Genomic DNA, 22,246 nt, shown 5'->3' with positions numbered 1-22,246 from the left:
CCCCGCTAGTATTGACACTCCCCCGGTTAAAACACGGGGGATTCTTCCTTCATCCAGCTCGCTTGTCCGCTCTGGCCTTGCGACCAGAGCGAGTAGAGGCGGTCTGTCCAGAAGCGTTCGGTGAGGCTTGCGCCTCACCCGTTCCTGTCTGCCCGACAGTACGGTATGCCTTTGCTAAAATGTTGAGCGACGCATTGTGGTCCCGATCAAGCACCAGGCCACAGGAAGGACAGATGTGGGTCCTCACACTGAGCGACTTCTTGACGCGTGCTCCACAGGCGCTACACTCCTGGGTGGTGAAGGCTGGCTCGACGGCGATCACTGGAACCGCATGCAAGGCTGCATAGTAGGTGAGCCACTCAATGAAACGGCCCCAGGCTGCATCGCTGATCGACTTTGCGAGCCTCCGGTTCTTGACGAGGTTGGCGATTCTCAGGTGCTCATAGGCAATCAAATCGTGAGATGTGATAAGCGCGTTCGCTGTCTTTCTGGCGAAATCTTCACGCTGCCTCTGGACCTTGAGATAGCCTTTGGCAAGCTTCTTTCTTGCCTTCTTGCGATTGTGAGATGTCTTGTGCGTGCGCGAAAGGCGACGATGCAACCGCTTGAGCTTGCATTCGGCCTTTCTGAGATGGCGCGGGTTGGCAACGGTGTTGCCCTCTGCATCCGTCAAGAACACGTTGAGACCGAGATCAATACCCGTGTGCTTGCCTGTTGGGACATGCTCCATGTGCCGCTCAGCTTGTATGGCAGCTTGAGCATAGTAGCCATCGGCACGCCGGATGAGACGAACACGCTTGATAGCGGGTATGGGACGAGTAGCAAGATCACGACTCCCGATCAGACACATCACCTTCACCGATCCCACAGCCATCGGTGAAGGTGATGTGTCTGCCATCTGGCTCAAGGCGCCAGCCAGTCTGTTTGTACTCCACACTGCGGCAATCGTGCTGAAATTGGGGATAGCCTTTCTTGCCGGGTTTCTGGCTGCGGCAGTTGTCATAGAAGCGGGAGATGGCAGCCCATGCGCGATCAGCGGCGGCTTGCCGGGCCTGGGAATTGAGCAGGATGGCAAAGTCGTAGGATTTGGCAAGCTCGGCGCAGTAGCATTGCAAATCATTTCTGTTGATGCCACGAGTATCCATCCACAGGTGCAGGCACTTGTTACGGATGAACTGTGTGATCCGTATGGCCTCATCAATGGCAGCGTATTGTGCTTGTGTGCCATCCAGTTTGTACTCGTAGATCAGCATAGCGTCTCTTGCTCCTTCCCTCTTGCTGTGCTCTATGGTACAGCAAGAGGTTGATGTATGCAAGAGGTGAAAGAATGAAACGTACAACTATTTCTCTGAACGAGAAACAACACCAGAAATGACATGAGCAGGCAGAGAAAGAGGGCGTCCCGGTTGCGGAATTAGTACGACATGCTATTGATGCGTTTCTTCTGTGGGACGATCCAACGTATCAACTCGACTCAATCCACCCCAAAACAAGGACTCGCCATTCATCCCCCGCTTAAAAGACTGTCTTTTACCCACAATTAACAAAGCGAGCTTGAGTGCAGACCGTTTCCATTGAAAATGAAAGCCCATCAGCAGCGTTTCCAAGCTCGCACCTGCTATCAATTGTAAAATGAGGGTAAAAGACAGGCTTAAAAGACGAGGGCTTTCTGGCTCGTTTCTTGTAACTTCACTTCTTGATTGGGAATGTGTGCATGGGTAACCTACGGCTACCCATGCACACATTCCCAACCAATTATTCTTGTGTGAGCTTGAGCGCCTTTTCGCGCTCTTTTAGTTCGCGGCGTAGAATTTTGCCTGAAGCGGTTTTCGGTAAGGCATCAATCTGCTCGATGAAGTGGAAACGCTTATAGCCTGCCAACTTGCCATTGGCAAAGGCCATGATCTCATCAGGTGTGGCGCTCTGTCCCGGGCGTAAGACGACAAAACCCTTGATCAGTTCGCCAGCCTCATCGTCTGGTATGCCAATGACCGCAGAGTCCATGACCGCGGGATGCTCCATCAGCAGGGACTCCAGTTCCGCGGGCGCGACGCCAAAGCCTTTGTACTTGATCATCTCCTTCTTGCGATCCACAATGTAGGTATAGCCCTCAGCATCCAGGTAGCCTATATCACCTGTATACAGCCAGCCATCGCGTAGCACCCGTGCAGTCTCCTCTGGCGCCTTCCAGTAACCCTTCATGACCTGGGGGCCGCGAATGACGATTTCGCCTGTCTCGCCCAGGGATAGCTCTTGCTCGCCCGTCTCAATGTCCATGATCCTGATATCTGTATTATGGACAGGCAGTCCGACGCTTTCTGTACGTACCAGGGCTGGATCCTTGGGCTGGGAGTGCGTCAGGGGAGAGGTCTCGGTGAGGCCATAACCCTGGACGACATTGATGCCAGTCTTCTCTTTCAGGCGGCGTGTGGGGTCCATGGGTAGCGGGGCCGCTCCTGAGAAGATATACTTGACGCTCTTCATCTTGCCCAGGTCGATGGGCGCGTTCGCCAGTGCCAGCACGATAGGTGGTACCGCGAAGTAGTAGGTGACGTTGTGCCTCTCACAGAGTTCAAGCGACTGAACCAGGTCGAAGCGTTCCATTAGCACCTGTGTCGCGCCACAGGCGAGGAAGCCTCCCATAAGCATCACACCATAAATATGGTAGAAGGGTAAGAAGATAAGCGCGACATCATTGGGAGTGGTCTGGAGTGCTGTCGTGAATTGGAGATTATTTGTCGTCATATTACGATGGGTGAGCATGGTTCCCTTGGGCAGGCCCGTGGTGCCGGAGGAATAGGGGAGGGCCAGCAGGTCATCGCCAGTGATATCGGCATGCTTCTGATAGGTTGGTGCGTAATTTCTAATGAACTGGCTGAGTGGAATGGCCTCGGGCAGGCTTTCAGGGGCCTGGCTTCCCGTGACGAAGATGTGCTGGAGGTGCGGAAGTTTGGTGTTATTGAGTGCAAGCTGCAAGATGGGTACAAGCTCTCGTTGCACCAGGATGGCGGAGGCCTCTGAGTTCTCTAGCTGATACGCAACTTCGCGCTCTTTATACGCGGGATTCATAGGGCTTGCGACCAGGCCCAGTGTCGCGGCAGCGATAAATGTAACTGTATATTCGGGGCGGTTGGTAGTGAAGAGACAAATGCGCTCACCTTTGCGTAAGCCTAACTCATGCATTCCATTGGCGACGCTATTGACCATAGAGACTACTTCGCGGTAGGTGAAGTAGAGGTCATGGTAGATAATCGCTGTTCGTTCCGGGTATTGTTCTGCGGTTTTTCTCAGCAAGTGATCATAGGGGACATCAGGAAATTCAACGGGCGGACGAAAGAGTTCGGGAGCAACCATCTTGGTAAGCATGACATGGCATCCTTTCGCTGCAACTCAGCACTGAGTAATAATCAAAGGCGTGAAAGGTTCCTATCTCTAGATCCTAGCCGCAAGGCTATTTGCTATGCAAGTAGAATAACATCAATCAGGCAGGAGAATCAAGAAATGTTGTGTTAAGGTTTCTTTTGTACGCTTTTTTGGTTATACTTAACTTCAGGTATAAGCGAAAGCTATGGTTTTTGTAACTTCGCTTAAAGGCGTAAGTGTCAGCGGCGGAGAGGAGATGCTAGCGTGCATAATCCAATGATGCACCTGAATGAGTGTTTAACTCAATTGCGTTCCCTGTTCCAGGCCCCTGAGCAGTTGTCCATCTATGATATCTCCTCAACATCCTCAGAGGAGCGCCAGGCGGTATCGACCCTAACAGGCCTGATCAATCGTTCTCAGCCTGAAGTCTACCTGATCTACAATCAAGACGACCGCTTCTGGCTCGAGCAGATTCCTGACTCTCTGCCACGCCGCAGTATGAGCGTAAGTGGTGGCGACGTATTAGGTGCGCTGATCCAGGAGTATCGCACACGTATCAAGGGCATTGTCATCTATGATCCCGCTCAACAGGATACACTCAATCTGGCAACAACGATTGCGGGTTTGCGCGATGGCTTTGTGGCTGATCCTGAACTGGCGGCTTCCCTTCAGCAGCAGTATCATCTTCCCGTTATCGATGACCTGCGTAACTACCAGTGGCGTTCGCGTCTGCACATGTATCGCTGGGCGCAGCAGAGCTTCTTGCGCGACACTAACAATCTTTTACTGGCTGGTCTGACTCCGGAGGGCCTGACGCCCTTGCGCTCGCTTCTCGTCGCAACACGTGCCTTTGTCTACTGGCTGGATGCACGCAAATATGTGCCAGAACCCCAGGTAGACTGGCTCTCCGAGCGGGCGTTGTTCAAAGAGATCCTGGCTAACTACCCGGCGGGGGCGCTACACCTGGGCTGGTTTCCTGATGAGGGGAGCGGTGTACAATTGACTTCGCAGCATGCCCTGCCTGTCTACGCTTCGGACTACTATCAGAACCTGGAGGTCTGGTTGTCGCTACCCATGGCCGATATGCCTCTGCCAGTCGCTCCAGCTGTGCAGGCCAGCAAAGCGCCACAGAAGAAAACGTATCTCTCTTTTACCATTAGCGACGGTGACAATATTCAGTATTGCCAGCACCGCTTGCTGCAACTCTGGCGTGATAACGTGCGTGGTTCATTGCCACTGGGCTGGACCATCTCGCCCGCGCTGCCCTACTTCGCGCCTTCCCTGGCGAAGTATTACCTGGAGAGCGCGACGGCGAATGATGAGTTGATAGCGGCTCCCAGCGGGGCTGGGTATATGTTCCCATCGCATTGGCCTACGCAGCATATGCAAGACTTCCTGGATGATACGGGTGAGATGATGCAAGCCATGGGACTCTCGACATTAGAGGTTCTAGATACAGACTTTCTCCATGGCCTGGGCCTGCTCCCATTTAGCATCACTGGCATGGGTTTTCTCAATAAACGTCTACAACGCACCTTCACCAGTCTGCTTACTCCTGATGGTTTGCGTGGTATATTAAGTGGTGCTGGCACATTCTGGGCCTGCTGGCACCTGGCGAACAAGGTTCCCTGGTATCAGAGCCTGGGCCTGGCAATGAGTGTTGAGCAGACGGTACAATTGATTACCACAACCGCGAAGATTCGCCGCCAGCGTCCACTCTTCCTCAATATCTATGTCCTGGCCTGGCGCATGTCACCCTCAACACTTTTAGAGGTCATGGCGCGCCTGGGAGACGAATATGAACTGGTGTTGCCGCGTGATCTCCTGGCAATGCTCGCCCAGACCTTGTAACAGGAAAGCCTTTTAATGCATAATGACTCCGATTTTTCATCCTTTGCCTGGTATCGGCATATGCGAGAGCATGCGCCTGTCACATACAGCGAGCAGCATCAGCAGTGGATGGTGTTTCGCTATGACGACGTCAAGCGGGTACTCTCCGATTATGAGGCCTTTTCCTCCGAGGTCGAGTCTGAAGGGCATACGCTCACGCCGATGGACGTAAGCCTGGTGGCGCTGGATCCACCGCGCCACCGCCATCTCCGCGCACTGATCACCCAGGCTTTTACGCCTCGCATCGTGACCCAGATGACTGCCCGCATTGAGCAACTGGTCAATGCTTTGCTGGAAAAGCACGCCAGTCGCGGCGAGATGGATATTATTGACGATCTGGCTTATCCGCTCACGGTAACCATTATTGCTGAAATCCTGGGTGTGCCTGCCTCCGACCGGGCACGCTTTCGCCACTGGTCTGATCTCCTGGCTGGCGTGGCTCCTTTTGATGGCAGCGATTTTATGGGTGAGATGAGTGCATATTTCTCGCATATGCTTGATGAACACCGTAGTGAGCCACGGGAGGACCTGATCTCCAGCCTGCTCGCGGCCCAGGTGGGAGGAGAGCACCTCTCTACGCTTGAGCTGTTAGGCTTTTGCATCCTCTTGCTAGTGGCAGGCAATGTTACATCCACGCACCTGTTGGGCAATGTCTTTCTCTGCTTTGATGAGTTCCCTCATCTTCTTGACGACCTGGCACGAGACCTGATGCTATTGCCAGGAGCCATCGAAGAAGTTCTGCGCTATCGCTCGCCCTTGCGCTTCATGTTCCGCGTCGCCAAAAAGGATACGCATTTAGGTGGACAGTCTATTTATGCAGGGCAATGGATCAGTGCCTACATCGCCTCCGCCAATCATGATGAAGCTGTTTTCTCGCATCCTGAGCGCTTTGACATCACCAGAATGCCCAATCCCCATCTCTCATTCGGCCATGGTGTGCACTACTGCCTGGGTGCTCCGCTGGCGCGCCTGGAGACGCGAATAGTACTAGAGATCATGCTCCAGCGTTTCTCCTCGATTCAAAGACACCCAGGAAGCACGCTAGAGTCGCTTGACCCCCAGGGTTTTATGCAAGGTGCCAAGCACTTCCCCATCGTTTTTACCCCTCGTTAGCCTCATTGCGATTCCGCCTTTATTGCTGAGAATAGCGTACCTGAACAATTCGTCAGATACCCTACGGCTAAAGCCGAGGGCTTGTGTCTGAACTCCACCGCAACTCAGCATACCTTTTCAGGCGTGCTGCTTTGGCTTCAGCGTCCGACACATCAGGGCGTACTGACAAGACGCCCGTTCCTATCCAGTCTTGCCGGATAAGAAGCGTTCTCATGGCAATATTCCTCGCGCCAACCAGATCGGCATGGAGCATGTACTGACAATTCTTACAGACAAACATCAAACCATGGTGAGAGCGATTCTCTTTGCAGGTGTGCCCACATTTGGGGCAGGCCTGCGAGGTATAGTTGGCATCCACCTTGATCGCCATACTTCGATGCAAGAGCGCTTTATAGGCGATCATCGCGTGCAACTCACCAAAAGCCCATTTGGAGTAGATACGATTGGCTTTTCGCGCTTTTGCACTGGCTTTTTTGCCTTTCCGTCGTTTGGTCCGCTCTCGAATGTCTGTCAGATTCTCCAGTCCAATCAAGCTTTGAGGGTGCTCTAGGACGATCCGCTTACTCACGACATGATTGGTATTCTGCTTCAACCGTCTCTCTCGTCCACTCATGGCAACCAGTTTCCTGGTCGCGGAACGAGTGCCTTTCTTTTGCAGACGCTTTCTCAGTCGTGCGTAGTGGTGTGATTTGGCAATAGGAGAGATATCAGCATGGAAGGTGCAATCGCCTTGCATCGTCGCCGTCACGGCAAGGTATCGCATCCCAACATCCACGCCAACGACCTGCTTGTGCGTTTCAGGGGTAGGATCAGCCGCCTCCACTTCAAGGGAGACGAGCAGGTAAAACTGCTTCTTGGGCTTGTCATACCAAAGTTTCGATGCACCAATCTGTGCTCCACGCTGGATCAATGCCACGTGCTTATCATAGCCAGTATAGGGAACCTTGACACGTCCCTCAAGAGTGAGGAGACTCACCTGCTGCTCTTTCTTGAACGTGTAATCCTTCTTATACTGATAGGTCAGCGTGGGAGAGAGAAACGTAGGAGCCTTATCAAGCCCTTTGTGCCGCTTTTTGGTTTTCTTTGCCTTACGATGAGCAGCGTTGTTCTTCACCTTTGTCCAGAGAGCTTTATAGGTGGCTCCAACTTGGCGAGGAACAGAACAGGCCATTTGTGAGGGAAGGTGAAAATGGAGGCGAATCTCATCATATGTGCCATCTTGCAGACGAACAGCATTACTCATTTTGCCATTCTCAAAGGCATATTTACTGACATAGTTGAGAGCATCACGATATGCCAGTTGCGTCTCACGTAATGCCTTGAATTGCTCGGGCGTTGTATTCAATTTGAGTTTCGCTGTTAATACCGTTTTCATACTCTGGAGTATATCATAGTTTTCATTTACCTGTCAATAGAGAAGTAGCAGATGAAAGAATGTCTACGGTGTATCTCACCCAAGCCACCTACAAAGGAACGCCGCATTCCTCCCCATGCCTGAAAGGGCAGGGGCATCCTGCGGCGGTTTCGGTGAAAAAGATTGGTTTTGTGTTGATGGGTTTGAATAGCTTTCTATCAGATAGGGATAACCTGAATAGTGACGGAGGGAAAATAGGTTGCTTGATGGAACACTGTTCATAAAGAGCGCTTTATTCTCTCTAAGGGTTATGTCTCTTTTTGAGAATTGGTTGTAATTTATAAGCTTGACCAAACAATCAGATCTGATCACTTAACACGATCTTTGTCTGATGAAGAAAGGAACCCTGGTATGAAGTGTGATAGTGCGCAGTATTGGGATGAAGAGCCGGAAACCGTGAGGCTCAGAGATACTATCGGTGGTTTTGAGTTAGACGAAGCCGAACTTCAACAAGCTTCTGGTATGGGTGGCGATACTAGTGGAGGCTATGGCAACGGCTATGGCGGTTATGGCAACGGCTATGGCGGCTATGGCAACGGCTATGGCGGTTATGGCAACGGCTATGGCGGCTATGGCAACGGCTATGGCGGCTATGGCGGTTATGGTAACGGCTATGGCGGTTATGGTAATGGCTATGGCAACGGTTATGGCAACGGCTATGGCGGATTTGGAGGCGGATTTGGAGGCGGATTTGGAGGCGGATTTGGCCATGGTGGACATAAAGGTTTCATAGGTGGGAGAGGCGGCAAAGGCGGCAAAGGCAACAGAGGGGGCTGCGGCTGCTAGAAAAAGCTGATCGGCGGGGAAAGGTTGTTCCAGCACATTTACTCCTACGTCAGCAAAACGCCGGCGCGGAGGCCCCAGCGTTCACGCCTGTCTCTTTTACGGATTTAACAAACTGCTAGAATAGGAAGATGAACACGCAAGACCTCCTGGACCCAGAACGCTGGGCCCAAAAGACGTTCGGGCCGGCCAGGCTCAAGGCTATTCGGCGAACGGGTCGAGCCGTCAAGGCGGCTCGTCGCATGGCTGAGAATGCCTCGGCCTCCTTGCCGGCCCAAATGCAGACCTGGAAGGATGTGATGGCCTTGTATCGCTTGCTCGATGCAGATGATGTGACCTTTGAGGCGCTCATGCAGCCTCACTGGCAACAGACCCGCCAACAGATTGAGGCACAGAGCATTATCCTGCTGGTCCAGGACACGACCCAGGTCGACTTGAGCCATCATCCCAAAACGACAGGTCTGGGCCAGGTTGGCAACGAGCGGGGACGAGGATTGTACCTGCAAACGGTGCTCGCAGTCCAAGCTGAGAGTGGCCAGGTGATGGGCTGTGCCATGCAGGAGCCCTTTGTACGTACTCCTGCCCCCCAAGGCGAGACACGAGGCCAGCGACGACAACGTAGCCAACGGGAAACGGATGTCTGGGCGCGTTTGGTGAGGCGGTTAGGCCACTTTCAGCCAGCGCTGCTCGTGATCCATGTTGGAGATCGCGCCGCCGACCTGTTCGCGTTTTTTGAGGCGTGCCAAGCCACACAGACCCACTTTCTGGTACGAGGCATGCAAAACCGGCGCGCCTACGAGGAACATGGAGAAGCAACCCATGTGCTTGATGAGATCCGCTCCTGGCCCTCTCAAGAGACACACCCTTTGAACGTGCCTGCCACTCATGGCAGAAGCGCTCGTTGCACTCAGGTCCATCTCGCATGCGGGACCATTGAAGGTGTTGCCTCCTCGCAATGAACCAGGAGCAGGCAACACGCCATTGCCTCTTTGGGCGGTGCGAGTCTGGGAAGAGCTGACTCCGGCTGATGAAGAGCCCTTGGAGTGGATTCTGCTGACGTCGGTGCCAACAACGACCCTTGCTCAGGCCTGGGAGCGGGTCGAGTGGTACAAACATCGTTGGGTGGTCGAGGAATATCATCAATGCCTCAAAACAGGATGTCGTCTGGAGGAACGCCAACTGCAACGTGTAGAACGCATCATGCGGTTGTTGGGATTGTTGTCTCCAGTGGCTATGCGATTGCTGCAACTGCGAGATCTTTCCCGCCAAGAACCTCAGGCACCTGCGTCCCAGGTGTTTGAAGCCGATGTCCTCGCCGTAGTGGCGGCGCAAACGGGTCAGTCCCCGACACAGATGACAACAGAAGCCGCTTGGAAAGCCGTCGCTCAAATGGGAGGCTATTTGGCCCGCCGCAGCGATGGTCCTCCCGGTTGGAAACCCCTTTGGAGGGGTTGGCTTCGCGTTCAAACCCTTCTTGAAGGGGTGCGACTCGCTTCTCATCTTCGTTTGTAATTTGTGTATAAGAGACAGGCGTTCACGCCTGGGGAGGAAGCGCCGCCTCTCCCTGCCAGTAGGCATAGCCATCTCTTTGGTGCAATGGTGTACAATAGCGAACGTGAATGCCCTCAACCATGCCATAAGGGCGGCCCATGAGCTTAAAGTACCCGTCGGCTTTGATCGCAACGCGCCCCACGTAGGTGCCGATCTTCTTCCCTTTCGTCACCCTGGCGCGGACCAGATCTCCGGTGCGAAAGCTCTGCACACGGCTCGGCCCCTTGGCTCGTCCGACCGGAAACCCATGCTTGTCGACATTGACCATGCGTCTCGCTTGCCGACCCGTCGCCTCGATGATCCAGGGACGAACGTGCTGGACCACAAGACGTGCTGGCGTCGAGCGTCCGCAGCAAGCAGCATCGATCCAGTGCCTCTTGGGGAGGTCCCGGCTCACTCTGTTCCACTTGGTGAGACCACCAGAGCCTGTTTCCAGCGGCGTCCCCAGCGCCTTGAGGTGCGCGTACAGCGCCCACCTCGTGCTGTTGACCGCGGCAGCGTCTCTCAAGGGCGCTTTGCGCTGTGCCTGCACCCGCGCGAGCACTTCCGGCCGATCGGCTAGGAACGCTTCGAGCGCTTGATCGGCCTTGCTCTGATTACAGCGGTGGCATGCGATCACCAGATTGGCGATCCGGTCGCTGCCCCCGCGGCTCTGGGGGACCACATGATCGATCTCTAGGGGGACCCCGGTGCCCTGGCAGTAGGCGCACTGATGCTCCCATTTCGCCAGCAGATACTGGCGCACTTCGGTTCCCCACAGGGTGCCGCGCTGGTAATCCACCTCCTCGATCGCGGGGTTTTGCAACAGCGCCAGGTCAAAACGCACCAGTTCCAAGGAGAGCGCACCAACCGGACACCAGTGGGCAAGCCGCTTGACCCAGGTCAGCAGATGCAGCACCCGGCTGCGCAACGAGGGGGCCAGCCAGCCTTGGGGGCGGCGGCGATTGGCAAAGCGGGCTGCCCGGTACCTGGTGTGGCGGCTTCGCCGAGAACGACGGGCCGCTCGGCGCTTGGAGAGGGCTTCGTGAATTTCCTGGCTCCGATGGGTGAGTTCCGCCGCCCACACCACTTCCCCAGAACAGTCGTTGACGATGGCCATTCCACTGGTCTTGGAGCCAGGGTCCAGTTTGACCCGCAGTGGCTCGACCACGGCATCTGGACGCTCCTCTTCGAGAATCAAGACCAGGGGAAAACGCCGCAGGATCGCGGCCTTGCGACTCTTGAGCAGGAGGCGCGCTCGTGCTGGCGTCGTGGGCATCAAGGGCTTGCGGTGCTGGTCAACGATCATGATGCGTGACATGTTCGGAGTCCTTCCTTCCCTTGCGGGACCCTCGGTAATGAGGGATCGCTGGCAGGGGACCCTGCCAGGTAGAGTTTTCCTCGCCCCTGTTGGCTGGCGGCCATCTTCCCTATGCACTGGCTTTGGACACCCCATCAACCTGTTTAACATGGGGATTGGAGAGCATCCGGCTGGAAAAGCTACCGAATGGTCCGAACGTGGGCACCTCCAGACAACGGCTCCTTGGTGCGAGCGCCAAGGGGGCTGGTCAGCATCGGGACGTGTCCCAGACCGCACGGAGCGGCTTCGGACAAGCCCCCAGGTTCACCTGTGGGGTCGCTGACCACAAGAGATGAGAAAAAGAACTCTCCGAACCAGGCTAGAAGTGAGAACAGAAATACCTGGTTTGTGACACGCCGCCAACGGTTTTCAAACCGCGCGGCTTCTTGTGGCACTGCTACGTACGCGACCCTCTGAGTGGATGTCCCATAGGGACGACTCGGCGAGGTTCGTAGTGGGTGAGCAATACCCAAAGAGGCGCTTGCCATCTCAGGTGTCTCTTCTCCCCTTTCGGGGGCGCGGCTGCGCGATGCCTTGCGCGACCACGGCTCCATGCCCTGTGCCAAGAATGGATGGTTCTTTTGCGAGTTGGGTGGCCCGGGAGCCGTGCCCACCTCCCGCTTTCGCGGACCTCTCTGCCTGCAGAGGAGCGTGAGGCTTTTCCTGGTGACGATGTTGAGATCCAACGAAAACACGTGTATGTCTGCATATGGCTCATGCAGAGTATAGCACAAATAGAACATAAGTTCAATCTCTCCGGGAAGGGGAGGAGCGTCCAGCAAAGGCTGAAGCCCACGAAAAACCCGCCTCACCGCTGGGGCTTGCAGCCCCAGCGGTGAGGCGGTGAGTTCTTCTCTGTCAAAGGAGGGTTATGTTATTGAAGTAGGGAGAGGGTATAACGTTAAAGAGGCTAGTAAGCATTTTTAATGTTTGTGAATATCATTTTGCTACCTATAAGTAATATGAATAGTGAAGGCAGTTGAAGTGCGGAAAAATAGTAAAGTTTGCAAGCCTGATCGACTTCCAGCAAAAAAAGATAGTGTAAGGCGGTTACTGTTGTTTGTAAACTTTGCTATATATGCTTCAAATTGCTGTGATAAAAATTTTTAGCATGCACAGAGGAAAGGTTTTAACGGTTATGAAGTGGAACATTTTTGGCGCAAAGAACAATAAGACCCCAGACGTGATTGCTGATGAGATGGTCGAATTGAATGACAGCGATCTGGAGATGGTAGATGGCGGCAGCGGCGGCTTTGGAGGCGGCGGCTTTGGAGGCGGCGGCTATGGCGGCTTTGGAGGCGGCTATGGCGGCTTCGGCGGCGGCTATGGCGGTGGCTTCGGCGGCGGATTTAAAAAGCTTTTCAAGGGCTTTGGCCACTTTGGTAAAGGCTTTGGCGGCGGCTATGGCGGCTTTGGAGGCGGCTATGGCGGCTTCGGCGGCGGCGGCTTTGGGTGTTTCTAAGTAATAACGCTTGAGCTAGTTGTGGCGATGCTTCGATGGGAGAGTGGACATTGTATAGCGTCTAACTCTCCTATTATAGGCTGGCGCAATAGCTTATTCCGTGGAATTTTGGCCTCTCTGCAAGAGGAGGCGATAAAGTCTGGATGCGCATATTTTAGATAAATAGAAAAATTTGCGTGCATGTATAAATTAAAGCGAATATTTTATTGAACTGTAAATAAAAAATTGGCTACTTTGTCTAATAAATATAATATGGATAGGTAGCCTATGTGGAGAGGAAAAGTGGATAATTGCGAGGTCTGGCTATATATCTCCACGAATATGATGAAGAGATTGAAGAGGGAGAGATTGCCGTTACAGCTTCGTTTCCCTTTTCTTAAAAAAGGTTACCACGAATACTTCAGGTTGAAACAGAGAAAGGAACATACACATGATGTCACATGAATATCATACAGGGAACGACCACGAAGCGCTTGCTAATGAAATTGAGCTGAATGACGAGCTGTTGACTATGATCAATGGCGGACTGGACGGCGTGCCCGGAGGAGCGGATGGTCTAGGTGGTATGCCTGGAGGAGCGGATGGTCTAGGTGGTATGCCTGGAGGAGCGGATGGTCTAGGTGGTATGCCTGGAGGAGCGGATGGTCTCGCAGGTGGTATGCCTGGAGGAGCGGATGGTCTCGCAGGTGGTGCGCCTGGAGGAGCGAATGGTCTTGGGAGCTTCTCTAAATTACTAGGATCTGTGCCTCTATTGGGTGGCTTACTTTAAAACGAACCATTGAATATTTCAGTGTGCCATAAAGTCTATGGCACACTGATGTCCATAAACACAAATCTAATCTAATGTACTCTCGAGCATTCGTTAATCCATGTCGATTGCAAGATCAACTAATTGACACTCCCCCTGCTAAAGCAAGGGGGATTCTTCTTTCATCCAGCCCGCTTGCCCGTTCTCGCCTTGCGACCAGAACGAGTAGAGGCAGTCTGTCCAGAAGCGTTCGGTGCGACTTGCGCCTCACCCGTTGTAGGGTAGGGGGCTGGCGAGTTGCCGTTGCCGGTACTTTTCCAACCTCCCCCCTCCGAACCCGTGCTTGCGATTTTCACCGCACACGGCTCTCCAGCTTCCGATAGCATCCCAGTTCAGTCGTCTGCATTACGCATGCTTCCCTTTTCTGCTATCGTACAACCTGTTCCCCTTCCCCTTGTATCGGACATTACTCCGATTATTTGGGTATTACGGGAACTCCGTCGCCATAGGCTCGCGCCCGTAGGCGATCCCGCATTTGCGCTTGTGAAACGTTGAGGATGGGTAGGTACCCGTTCGTTCTTTCACCCGATCATTTCGGGCCGTTCCCTGAAAAGAGCTTTCACGTCCCAACAGGAACAGGACGCCATTTCAGGGTCATCGTGTCATGGAGGTTATGATGGGAGCGGGCTTCTCCACGAGAACTTGGGTTCAACAAACACAGCTTTACCATGCATCCAAGACTTGCGGGTCAAACTGCCATACCTCCCTTCTGGCTTCCCCGCTTTCTTCTGCCATGCTCTTGTCCTCTTTGGGTTTCCCCTCCAAGTAAGGCAATGTCTTTGGGGGTATCTGCTCTTAACCCCCAGCTACTCGGTAGCGATTCCACAAGCGCCGAAGCGGCGTACCCTGTCTGCCCGACAGTACGATAGGCCTTAGATAGGTTGCGCCAGGCGATAGCCGTCAGCATGGAGTTGTCTGGCGGCTTCGACAATTTGAGGCCACCACTTGAGAAGCTGCCCAAACTGCACTGAAGCATGTTGGATCAAAACTGGATTTACTTGGAAAAGCTGTTCTATTGGCAGTAACGCACTTTGATGCATCTTTTTGAAGAACTTTTCTACATCACGTCGCCAAAAAGCAGGAAGGTTTTCTTGATCCCTGATCAATCGTTCTTCTAACCTTGCGACAAATACCCCTCTACCCTCCCACAGGAGATGGTGCGCAAATTCGGTAAAAGAAGCCTTGGGCAGGCAACCGATTTCTTCGACAAATTGCCCCAATTTGTATAGGCGATCAACCGGGCTGCTGACAAATTTAGGCTCAAAGAGTCCAATACAGGCTAATATCCAGTCGGGAAAACCCACATTGAGTATAGGTGATGGTGTGTATGACCGAACTTGGAGGGGGGAGTGAACGAGAGTCCAGGGGAGGTGTACGGTGTAGGTGTTGAGAAAGCATAGCGTGAGCATTTCTCCAAATATGGCGTCTTCCCCACGTCCAACGGGAGGGAACGGAGGTAGCAGTTCGCGGTTGTCCAGCCCTATACACATACCGAAGAAAGGCTTCGCTTGCTCTGTGATGGTGGTCTGCTCTACTACTTGAACTACTTCGCGGCTTGTAAGCGCTGAGCGATAAGCCTGCTCGGAGCTTGTTAGCCGCTCGAAGTTTTTACCTCTTAGGGTTAGAAAAAAAAGCTCGTCTTCGGCAGACCAGCCGCAATCACCTACGCTACCATTCACCGTCAGGACAACCTTGCCTGATTGGGTGGCTAATTTTTGCAAGCAAGCAGGGTCAGCTTTCTCGGTTGAGATTTGACTATCACCAGCGTAGCCGGCTCCACCTTCTTTGGGATCTTGCCCGAGCCACTGTTCATGTAGTGCGAGAATGTCTTGCTCTGAGAACTGGACATACGAGAGGGCGCTTTCCCGATCGGGATAAAAACGGATCGCCAGGGGACTCCCTTTGGAACTTATTGCCAACCCCTCTTCCATTTCGGGAGAGGCGGCGACATGGCAGATAATATCATCATCAGAGCTGAATGTGCGTTCTCCCACAGTATGAAGTAATAGTGCGTTGCGGTTGGCTCCTATAGTGACTGCGCCATATCGTTTGTCACCAAGACAAGCCCAGGAAACGACCTCTTCTGGTATGTTCCCTTTATTGCTGAGTCGCTTGATAAAGGCCGACTTTTCTTCAAGACCGGCGTAGGCAATATTCATGCTATAGCGAGCCTTTAAGCTGTGTAACATTTGGCGGTAAGATTCACGCGTAGCGGAAGATCTAGAGTCATCTGCCACAACAAACTCGGGGGTGCGGTCAAAGCGGATGCAGTGCTCTAAATAACTGATCATGCCCCGCTGCAATGCTTCTACCCGATCGCATGTTGGAAAGCCGATGGAAGTTATAGGCGAAGGCGAAAATTGCTTCTCTGATCTTTGGAAGAGATGGCGAAGATCGTTTTGCGAAACGAGGTAACCATCCCGTGCGAACTGCTGGAGGTTGCTGCGCAACGTTTGAAGGGTGGTATCGCCGAGCTGCCGCTCCTGATTAAAAGCGTGGAGGTGTTCGTCAAGAGTTTTAAACTTCTGACACTGGGTAAGCATTTCTGCAAGACCTACATGTAGGATACGTGTGGTATCGGTATCTCTAACATGGGCGAGCACGCGCTGATTGCCGATTGGATAGAAGGCCACATCTGCTAGCCGATAATTGTAGCTAGTAGTTGCTTCGGAGAGAGTAGATATGTTGCTCATCAATGTCTTTATGACCCTTTCACAATGAAAGTAGATTGTTTGGGTATGCCAAAATCTTCTTCTTGGATGTACCTTTTAAGATCTTATTCCGAACCCCACGCCACTACGTGTCTAGCACTTCCCCCATTCGGGGACAAGCGCGCTCAGGGTTTTCGGAGAAGAAGCAAGTAGCTTCATTGAAGAGAAGCTACATTGTGCCTCTGGTTTCTCTCACGTAAGAGACCGTTATGCACTTCAGATACGCTTGTATTGTAAATAATTCGCATTTTTTGTTCAATAGCAAAATAATAGTAAAAACGATTTGTGTATTTGTTTGCTCTAATATTAATTTTTTAATATTGATCTGAGCATAAAAACCTAAAGAGAGTAGCCGGCATGAGCAAAACAGTGACGCAGAGCCTGCTTGCGATGCCTGAGCCTTGCACGGGCGAGCAGCAGTTCATGCTCAAGCTCAGACAGATCCTTGCAACAGCGATTCTTGAGTTCACGACGTTTAAGCAGATTCCAGACTCCTTCCTGGGGATTGAACTCGGGTGCATAGGCAGGCAAACGTTCCAGGTGAATGCGTGCAGCAGCGCCTTGCGCCAGGAAATCTTTGACGGCCTGGCAGCGATGGATGGTGGAACCGTCCCAGATGACGAGCAACTTGCCTGGGATCTCGCGCAACAGCAGTCGCAGAAACCCCACCACATCTGGTCCCTTGTAAGAGCGTTCTTGGGTCTGCATAAAGAGACGCCCCTCGGGAGTCAGCGCACCAATAGCCGAGATGTGGTCATACGTCAGCGGCACGCGCAGGACCGGCGTTTGGCCCACAGGAGCATACGTGCGCACCGCCATCGGCAAGAGATAAAAGCCCGCCTCGTCTACAAAAACGATCTGCCGCTTTTCTTGCTCTGCTTTTTTTTGAGGGCAGGCCAGCGCTCTTCTTTCCATGCCTTGATGGCCTCTTCATTCCTTTGGGTGGCCAGTTCAATCGGTTTTTGCACACTCTGCTTGGCTGCGCGAAGGAGGCGGCTACAATGGGCTGGATGATACCTGACACCAAATTGCTGCTTGATCAGCACTGCCACCCGAGCCGTGGTCCAGGCCTCACCGCGAAATCCATAGTGCTCGGATCCTTTGGCCAGCAGGTCAGGCAACTGGGCGCGTTGTTCCTCAGTCAGTTTAGGTTGGGGACCTGGTGGTGGCTGGTGGCGCAGCCCATCAGGACCATCTTGCTTCGCTCGACTCATCCATTGACTCACCGCACCTTCAGTGACTCCCAAGGCCTCGGCGATGTCTTTCTGTTTCCAGCCTTGCTGATACAGTTGCCAGGCACGCAGTCGTCGACCTTCGCGCCAATCTTTGGGAAGGGGTTCTTTCTTGCTCATACCTCCGTTCATCGGCTCGCATCGTGCTTCACTTTAGATCCTCATGCTCAGGTCAATAATTAGTGGAATATTGGTTATATATATTTACTCGTGAGCTTTGTTTGGTTGGAAGAAATTTTGTATGCTGGGAATTTGATTGCTTTCGTGAGAAATACCTCTCCCACTTTCCAAGTTGATCACTACAAAGTAATTTGGGAAAGTTATTATAATGCATTTAGTAGATTTAATTTTGTAGTAGTAGCATAGAAGATTAAAATACCTATGTTGAATCCTAACCATCCTGTCTTCCGTAAAAACGCACTTCAACACTACTTACAAGGCCAGGAGAAAGATACCGTACCGCAATTTATCAATACTCCACTGGCGCTTGTGATGTGGCTCTTATTGGCCATAGTAGTAGTAACGTGTACCGTGTCCTGGTACCAGGAGATCCCTTTATATAATGCTGGGGCGGGCATTGTTCTTAAGCAAGTAAAGTCAGATCAAAGCAATGTTGTAGTTTTTGTACCCTGGTCGCCGGCGTTGCAGCCGCGTGTGGGACAAACTGTCTCGCTGAGTGTAGGAGGGGCTAGTAGCCAGCAAATAACAGGCACAATCGCGCAGGTGAATCTAAAGGCTCAGAGCCCCGCTACATTATGTCAGCAATATGAGCTGATGGCTGGCTGTAGTCTACTGGTCAGGCAACCCTCAATTGCCATACTGATTCAGGCACAGGCACTACCAACCGAAAGATATGCCGGAGCAATTGTTCTCGCCAACGTGCAGACAGGATCACAGCGGATGCTTGCGTTCTTTCCTGGGTTAGAGTGGCTAGCTGGAAAGTCGGGTTAAGAATATGGTCAAAGAACTCAAAGCACAAGACGAAACGATGAAATTGCCAAAGGAACCAGGGGATAAAGGAAAGGAAAAGCCTGTCGAGAAACGCTCTTCAGGCTTGACTTTCCCTCGCTTGTTCAAGCCTCGCATTGCTCCGATATTGCAGGTAAGCGAAGTTGAATGTGGTTTAACCTGCCTGGCAATGATTCTTAGCTACTACGGGCGCAAAACAACGCTAACAGAACTGCGTTCCCGTATGGGGGTTGGGCGTGATGGCCTCTCGGCCCTGACAATCGTTAAGGCCGCCCGTCATTATGACTTGAGGGTACGCGCTGTTTCCTTGCAGAAGAGTGATTTGCGTGCGGTGAACTTGCCCGCTATCGTACATTGGGAGTTCAATCATTTTCTGATTGTAGAGCGCTGGACAAAGAAGTATGTCGAGGTCGTGGATCCCGCTCATGGTCGTTTGCGCCTCAGTATGGAGGAGTTCGATAAAGGCTTTACTGGCGTCGTTATTATGCTTGAGCCTAAAGCAAGCTTTGATCGCCAGGGTCAGGCTCCCCCCTTAACCCTGGTTCAATACCTTACGGTTTTTATCAAGCAGATTCCAGGCATTCTCTTTCAGATCCTTCTGGCCTCGCTCTTCTTACAGGCTATGGGGCTGATTCAGCCGGTCCTTACCAAGATCATCATGGATCAAATCATCCCTTTTAAATTAGCAAGCCTGATGGAGATCCTCGCGGTCGGCATGTTTTTGCTCGTTTTGTCTCAGATCTTGATCTCGCTCTTGCGTGAGTGGTTGCTTGTATACTTGAGGGCGCGTCTGGATACGCATATGATGCTGGGACTCTTTGAGCACCTCTTGACGCTACCGTATAGCTTCTTTCAGCAGCGCTCAACCGGTGACCTTTTGAGCCGTTTAGGGGGTAACAGCGTTATCCGCGAGATGCTCAGTAGTCAACTCATTTCCACTCTTTTAGATGGGGGAATGGTGATTACGTATCTCTTTATCCTCCTGTGGCAATCACCTGTGTTTTTGGGCCTGGCCCTGCTTATCGGTGCCATTGAAATCGTCTTTGTTGTCGCCACCTATCCTGTTATGCGTAATATGTCCAGGCAGATGCTCACGGCACAGGGGCGTTCACAGGGTTACCTGACTGAAGCCGTAAGTGGTATCGCTACTCTCAAGGCCGCTGGCGCAGAAGATAGAGCTGTGGATCGTTTGACCAACCTGTTCTTTGATCAACTGAACATTTCGACGCGCAGCAGCTACTTTTCGGCAGTCTTTGGAACTGTCAAAACCGTCTTGCAATCGCTCTCGTCACTGGCTCTGCTCTGGGTAGGAACCATGCAGGTGCTTAATGGCTCAATGTCTCTAGGCACGATGCTCGCTCTCAATACACTTGTGGGGGCTTTCCTGGCTCCTCTGATCTCACTTGTGGGCAGCGCGCAGCAGTTACAGAGTATTCAGGCGAATTTTGACCGCCTCTCGGATATCATTTCTACTCCCCCTGAGCAAAACAAGCATGTGGTTGGGATGCCTCCTAGACTGACGGGGCAAATTCACTTAGAGAATGTGAGTTTCCGTTATACAGAAGGCGCGCCTGAAGTTTTGCGCAATATCAATCTGAGTATCAGGCCTGGTCAGAAAGTTGCTATTGTGGGTCGTACGGGAAGTGGAAAAAGCACGCTGGGCAAGTTGATTCTGGGGCTAAACTTGCCAACCGACGGAATGATCATCTATGACGGCATGCCTCTACAATATCTGAATTATCAAGAGGTGCGCCGCCAGTTTGGCGTGGTGTTGCAGGAATCAGCCCTCTTTAGCGGGACGGTTGCGCATAATATTCGCCTGAATAATCAGAACTTGACGATGGATGAGGTGACCAGGGCCGCGCGTTTAGCCGCTCTGCACGATGATATCGTGAAAATGCCTATGGGGTATGAAACGCATGTTGGCGAAGGTGGGAGTGCTTTATCGGGGGGACAACGTCAGCGCCTGTCTATCGCCCGCGCTATCGCTCACAGACCTTCTATTCTGCTCTTTGATGAAGCTACCAGTGCGCTCGATATCGCGACAGAGCAGCGTGTCGCCAACAACATGCATTCCCTCTCATGTACGCAGATCATCATTGCCCATCGCCTGAGCACGATCTGTACCGCTGACTTAATCCTGGTCTTAGATAACGGTACTATTGTCGAGCAGGGGACACATGACCAGCTTGTACAACGTGGGGGCTTCTATGCTGGCCTGATTCTCTATCAGATTGAACGCGAGGATACACGACCGATGACGGCACTCACGATAAAAGGCTAATTGTGTACAGGGTCTCTTCTATGTTTAAGGATGGGACATTTTTTAGGCTACTTCTGATTTTGCATAAGAGGAGGTGTGGTGGGTGCTGGCGGCCGCGGCCGCCAGCACCCACCACACCTCCTCTCTACACTTGCACGTAGGATTTTTGGCTGATTGTACAAAACAACTGACAGGAGGGCCTGAGCAAACGCTCAGGCCCTCCTGTCAGTTGTTTTGTACAGAGCATTCTAAGATATGCATAGGCTGAATATAAAGAGGAAGCGTATTTTAATTTATAGTAAATATCGTTTTGCATGATAAATATAATAAAGATAGGTAATCCACTGGCAGAGTGAAGGACAACGAATAGCGAGGAATGCATTCTTGTCTTTCACAAAGTTAAAAGAGGTGAAGTAGAGTGGAGTCCCTCAAGAGGATTAGCTCTGCTTTGGCCGCAGGGGTGCCGTAATAATCAGGTTGAAACCAAGAAAGGAACATACACAAATGCAGTACAATGAGACCCGCGCGTGGAAAGACGAAGAGTATCGCGAGAGCCTGGAGGAGGCGATTGAAAGCCCAGTAGCCGAGCTGAGCGAGGCCGAGCTGGAGCAGATTACCGGTACCGGCGGCTATGGTGGCGGTGGTATCGGCGTCGGCGGTGGCGTGGAGAAGTACGGCGTTAGCGCTTTCGGCGTCAAAGGCAACTCCTACTACTGTGGCAACTTCTCCATTCGCCCCCGCACCGATCTGAACCTTGGCAATCGCCGTGATGATGAGGATCATGGCGACAACGACGTGAAAGCGAGTTTTGCTTCCGTTGACCTCCAGAACACCAACAGGCGCAATACGCGCAATAATCGCTTCGATTTTGGTTGCAGTGTCTCGGGTGGCTTCGGTGGATTCTGTCTCTTCGGTGGAAAGTAGAGCACACCAGTAGCGCTATTTTAGACAGAAGCACGTATAAGAGGGTCAGGGCATATGCCCTGACCCTCTTATACGTGGAAACGCGTGTTGTGAGAAGCCGATATGATCGGGCACTATGCAGATACCATGTTGTTTGTGACACTCCGCCAACGGTTGAAACCGTACGGCTTCTTCGTGCACTCCTTCGTAGTCGGTGCTGTGAGTGGATGTAGCGTGGCTACAACTCGTTCAACCCCGTAGTGGGAGAGGAATACGCTCAAGCTCTGATCTACACATCAGATATCTTGAAGGGCGGTGCCCTGCCCGTTCAAGCTCTCATGCCTTGCTTTGCCGTTGTGTAGCCCTGCGAAGCTTTTGATAGCTTGGAGAGAGTGAACACCTTTCTCTTTCGAGAGCTGCTGTTGCCAGCAGTGGGAGGCTTTTC

At 52.5% G+C, this 22,246-nt stretch carries 16 protein-coding genes and 1 pseudogene; 10 read left to right on the top strand and 7 right to left on the bottom strand.

Features of this window, described 5'->3' with window-relative positions:
* Positions 1 to 49: 49 nt before the first annotated feature.
* Positions 50 to 1,253, bottom strand: a pseudogene (locus tag KTE_RS06155) (RNA-guided endonuclease InsQ/TnpB family protein).
* A 502-nt stretch (positions 1,254 to 1,755) separates the two neighbouring features.
* Positions 1,756 to 3,366: a class I adenylate-forming enzyme family protein gene (locus KTE_RS06150; RefSeq protein ID WP_201379566.1), complete on the bottom strand. Its 1,611-nt coding sequence runs from the start codon at positions 3,364 to 3,366 to the stop codon at positions 1,756 to 1,758.
* A 261-nt stretch (positions 3,367 to 3,627) separates the two neighbouring features.
* On the opposite strand from KTE_RS06150, the gene KTE_RS06145 reads away from it, so the two are divergent.
* Together KTE_RS06145 and KTE_RS06140 are read left to right on the top strand one after the other, a co-directional pair.
* On the top strand, positions 3,628 to 5,214 hold the full coding sequence (locus tag KTE_RS06145) for a GxGYxYP domain-containing protein (RefSeq protein ID WP_201379565.1): 1,587 nt from the start codon (positions 3,628 to 3,630) through the stop codon (positions 5,212 to 5,214).
* Positions 5,215 to 5,229: 15 nt separating this feature from the next.
* Entirely contained in the window at positions 5,230 to 6,366 is a 1,137-nt protein-coding gene (locus KTE_RS06140; RefSeq protein ID WP_201379564.1) for a cytochrome P450, read from the top strand.
* A 67-nt stretch (positions 6,367 to 6,433) separates the two neighbouring features.
* Here KTE_RS06140 and KTE_RS06135 read toward each other — a convergent pair whose 3' ends face one another.
* Positions 6,434 to 7,741 carry an RNA-guided endonuclease TnpB family protein gene (locus tag KTE_RS06135; protein WP_201379563.1) on the bottom strand — a complete coding sequence of 436 codons (1,308 nt, stop codon included), beginning with the start codon at positions 7,739 to 7,741 and terminating at the stop codon, positions 6,434 to 6,436.
* A gap of 390 nt (positions 7,742 to 8,131) precedes the next feature.
* Between KTE_RS06135 and KTE_RS06130 the strand changes: the two genes are divergently transcribed.
* The 3 genes from KTE_RS06130 (at position 8,132) to KTE_RS47380 (ending at position 10,075) form a co-directional block, all read left to right on the top strand.
* On the top strand, positions 8,132 to 8,566 hold the full coding sequence (locus KTE_RS06130; protein WP_201379561.1) for a hypothetical protein: 435 nt from the start codon (positions 8,132 to 8,134) through the stop codon (positions 8,564 to 8,566).
* 128 nt (positions 8,567 to 8,694) lie between these two features.
* Complete coding sequence (locus tag KTE_RS47385) at positions 8,695 to 9,522, top strand: transposase DNA-binding-containing protein (RefSeq protein ID WP_236600303.1); 828 nt, start codon at positions 8,695 to 8,697, stop codon at positions 9,520 to 9,522.
* The gene (locus KTE_RS47380) at positions 9,449 to 10,075 is read left to right on the top strand and encodes an IS4 family transposase (protein ID WP_236600302.1); all 627 of its coding nucleotides are present in this window, start codon (positions 9,449 to 9,451) and stop codon (positions 10,073 to 10,075) included. Before KTE_RS47385 ends, KTE_RS47380 begins: the two co-directional genes overlap by 74 nt.
* A gap of 22 nt (positions 10,076 to 10,097) precedes the next feature.
* Here the strand turns inward: KTE_RS47380 and iscB are convergent, their stop codons facing one another.
* Positions 10,098 to 11,414, bottom strand: a complete 1,317-nt coding sequence (iscB, locus tag KTE_RS06120; protein WP_201379559.1) for an RNA-guided endonuclease IscB — start codon at positions 11,412 to 11,414, stop codon at positions 10,098 to 10,100.
* Between the two features lie 1,177 nt (positions 11,415 to 12,591).
* Here iscB and KTE_RS06115 point away from each other — a divergent pair.
* Together KTE_RS06115 and KTE_RS06110 are read left to right on the top strand one after the other, a co-directional pair.
* Positions 12,592 to 12,915: a hypothetical protein gene (locus KTE_RS06115; protein ID WP_201379557.1), complete on the top strand. Its 324-nt coding sequence runs from the start codon at positions 12,592 to 12,594 to the stop codon at positions 12,913 to 12,915.
* 430 nt (positions 12,916 to 13,345) lie between these two features.
* Positions 13,346 to 13,684, top strand: coding sequence for a hypothetical protein (locus KTE_RS06110; RefSeq protein ID WP_201379554.1), 339 nt, complete (start codon positions 13,346 to 13,348; stop codon positions 13,682 to 13,684).
* A gap of 911 nt (positions 13,685 to 14,595) precedes the next feature.
* On the opposite strand, the gene KTE_RS06105 is transcribed toward KTE_RS06110, so the two are convergent.
* The 3 genes from KTE_RS06105 to KTE_RS48780 form a co-directional block, all read right to left on the bottom strand.
* Positions 14,596 to 16,416, bottom strand: coding sequence for a hypothetical protein (locus KTE_RS06105; RefSeq protein ID WP_201379552.1), 1,821 nt, complete (start codon positions 16,414 to 16,416; stop codon positions 14,596 to 14,598).
* A gap of 357 nt (positions 16,417 to 16,773) precedes the next feature.
* Positions 16,774 to 17,349: an IS630 family transposase gene (locus KTE_RS48785; protein WP_236600298.1), complete on the bottom strand. Its 576-nt coding sequence runs from the start codon at positions 17,347 to 17,349 to the stop codon at positions 16,774 to 16,776.
* Entirely contained in the window at positions 17,280 to 17,786 is a 507-nt protein-coding gene (locus KTE_RS48780; protein ID WP_236600299.1) for an IS630 family transposase, read from the bottom strand. The genes KTE_RS48785 and KTE_RS48780 overlap by 70 nt, the downstream gene beginning before the upstream one ends.
* A gap of 261 nt (positions 17,787 to 18,047) precedes the next feature.
* Here KTE_RS48780 and KTE_RS06095 point away from each other — a divergent pair, with 261 nt between their 5' ends.
* The 3 genes from KTE_RS06095 to KTE_RS06085 all read left to right on the top strand — a co-directional run bounded on the left by KTE_RS06095 (position 18,048) and on the right by KTE_RS06085 (position 21,822).
* Positions 18,048 to 18,617 (top strand): hypothetical protein, encoded by a 570-nt coding sequence (locus KTE_RS06095; RefSeq protein WP_201371523.1) that lies wholly within the window; start codon positions 18,048 to 18,050, stop codon positions 18,615 to 18,617.
* A 37-nt stretch (positions 18,618 to 18,654) separates the two neighbouring features.
* On the top strand, positions 18,655 to 20,919 hold the full coding sequence (locus tag KTE_RS06090) for a peptidase domain-containing ABC transporter (RefSeq protein ID WP_236600301.1): 2,265 nt from the start codon (positions 18,655 to 18,657) through the stop codon (positions 20,917 to 20,919).
* A gap of 483 nt (positions 20,920 to 21,402) precedes the next feature.
* The gene (locus KTE_RS06085) at positions 21,403 to 21,822 is read left to right on the top strand and encodes a mersacidin/lichenicidin family type 2 lantibiotic (protein ID WP_201379549.1); all 420 of its coding nucleotides are present in this window, start codon (positions 21,403 to 21,405) and stop codon (positions 21,820 to 21,822) included.
* Positions 21,823 to 22,246: the final 424 nt, after the last annotated feature.

The sequence above is a fragment of the Ktedonobacter sp. SOSP1-85 genome (genome assembly GCF_016587415.1).
Lineage (GTDB): Bacteria > Chloroflexota > Ktedonobacteria > Ktedonobacterales > Ktedonobacteraceae > Ktedonobacter.
Note: the sequence above shows the minus strand (reverse complement) of the source record. Positions and strands in the feature narration are given on the sequence as shown.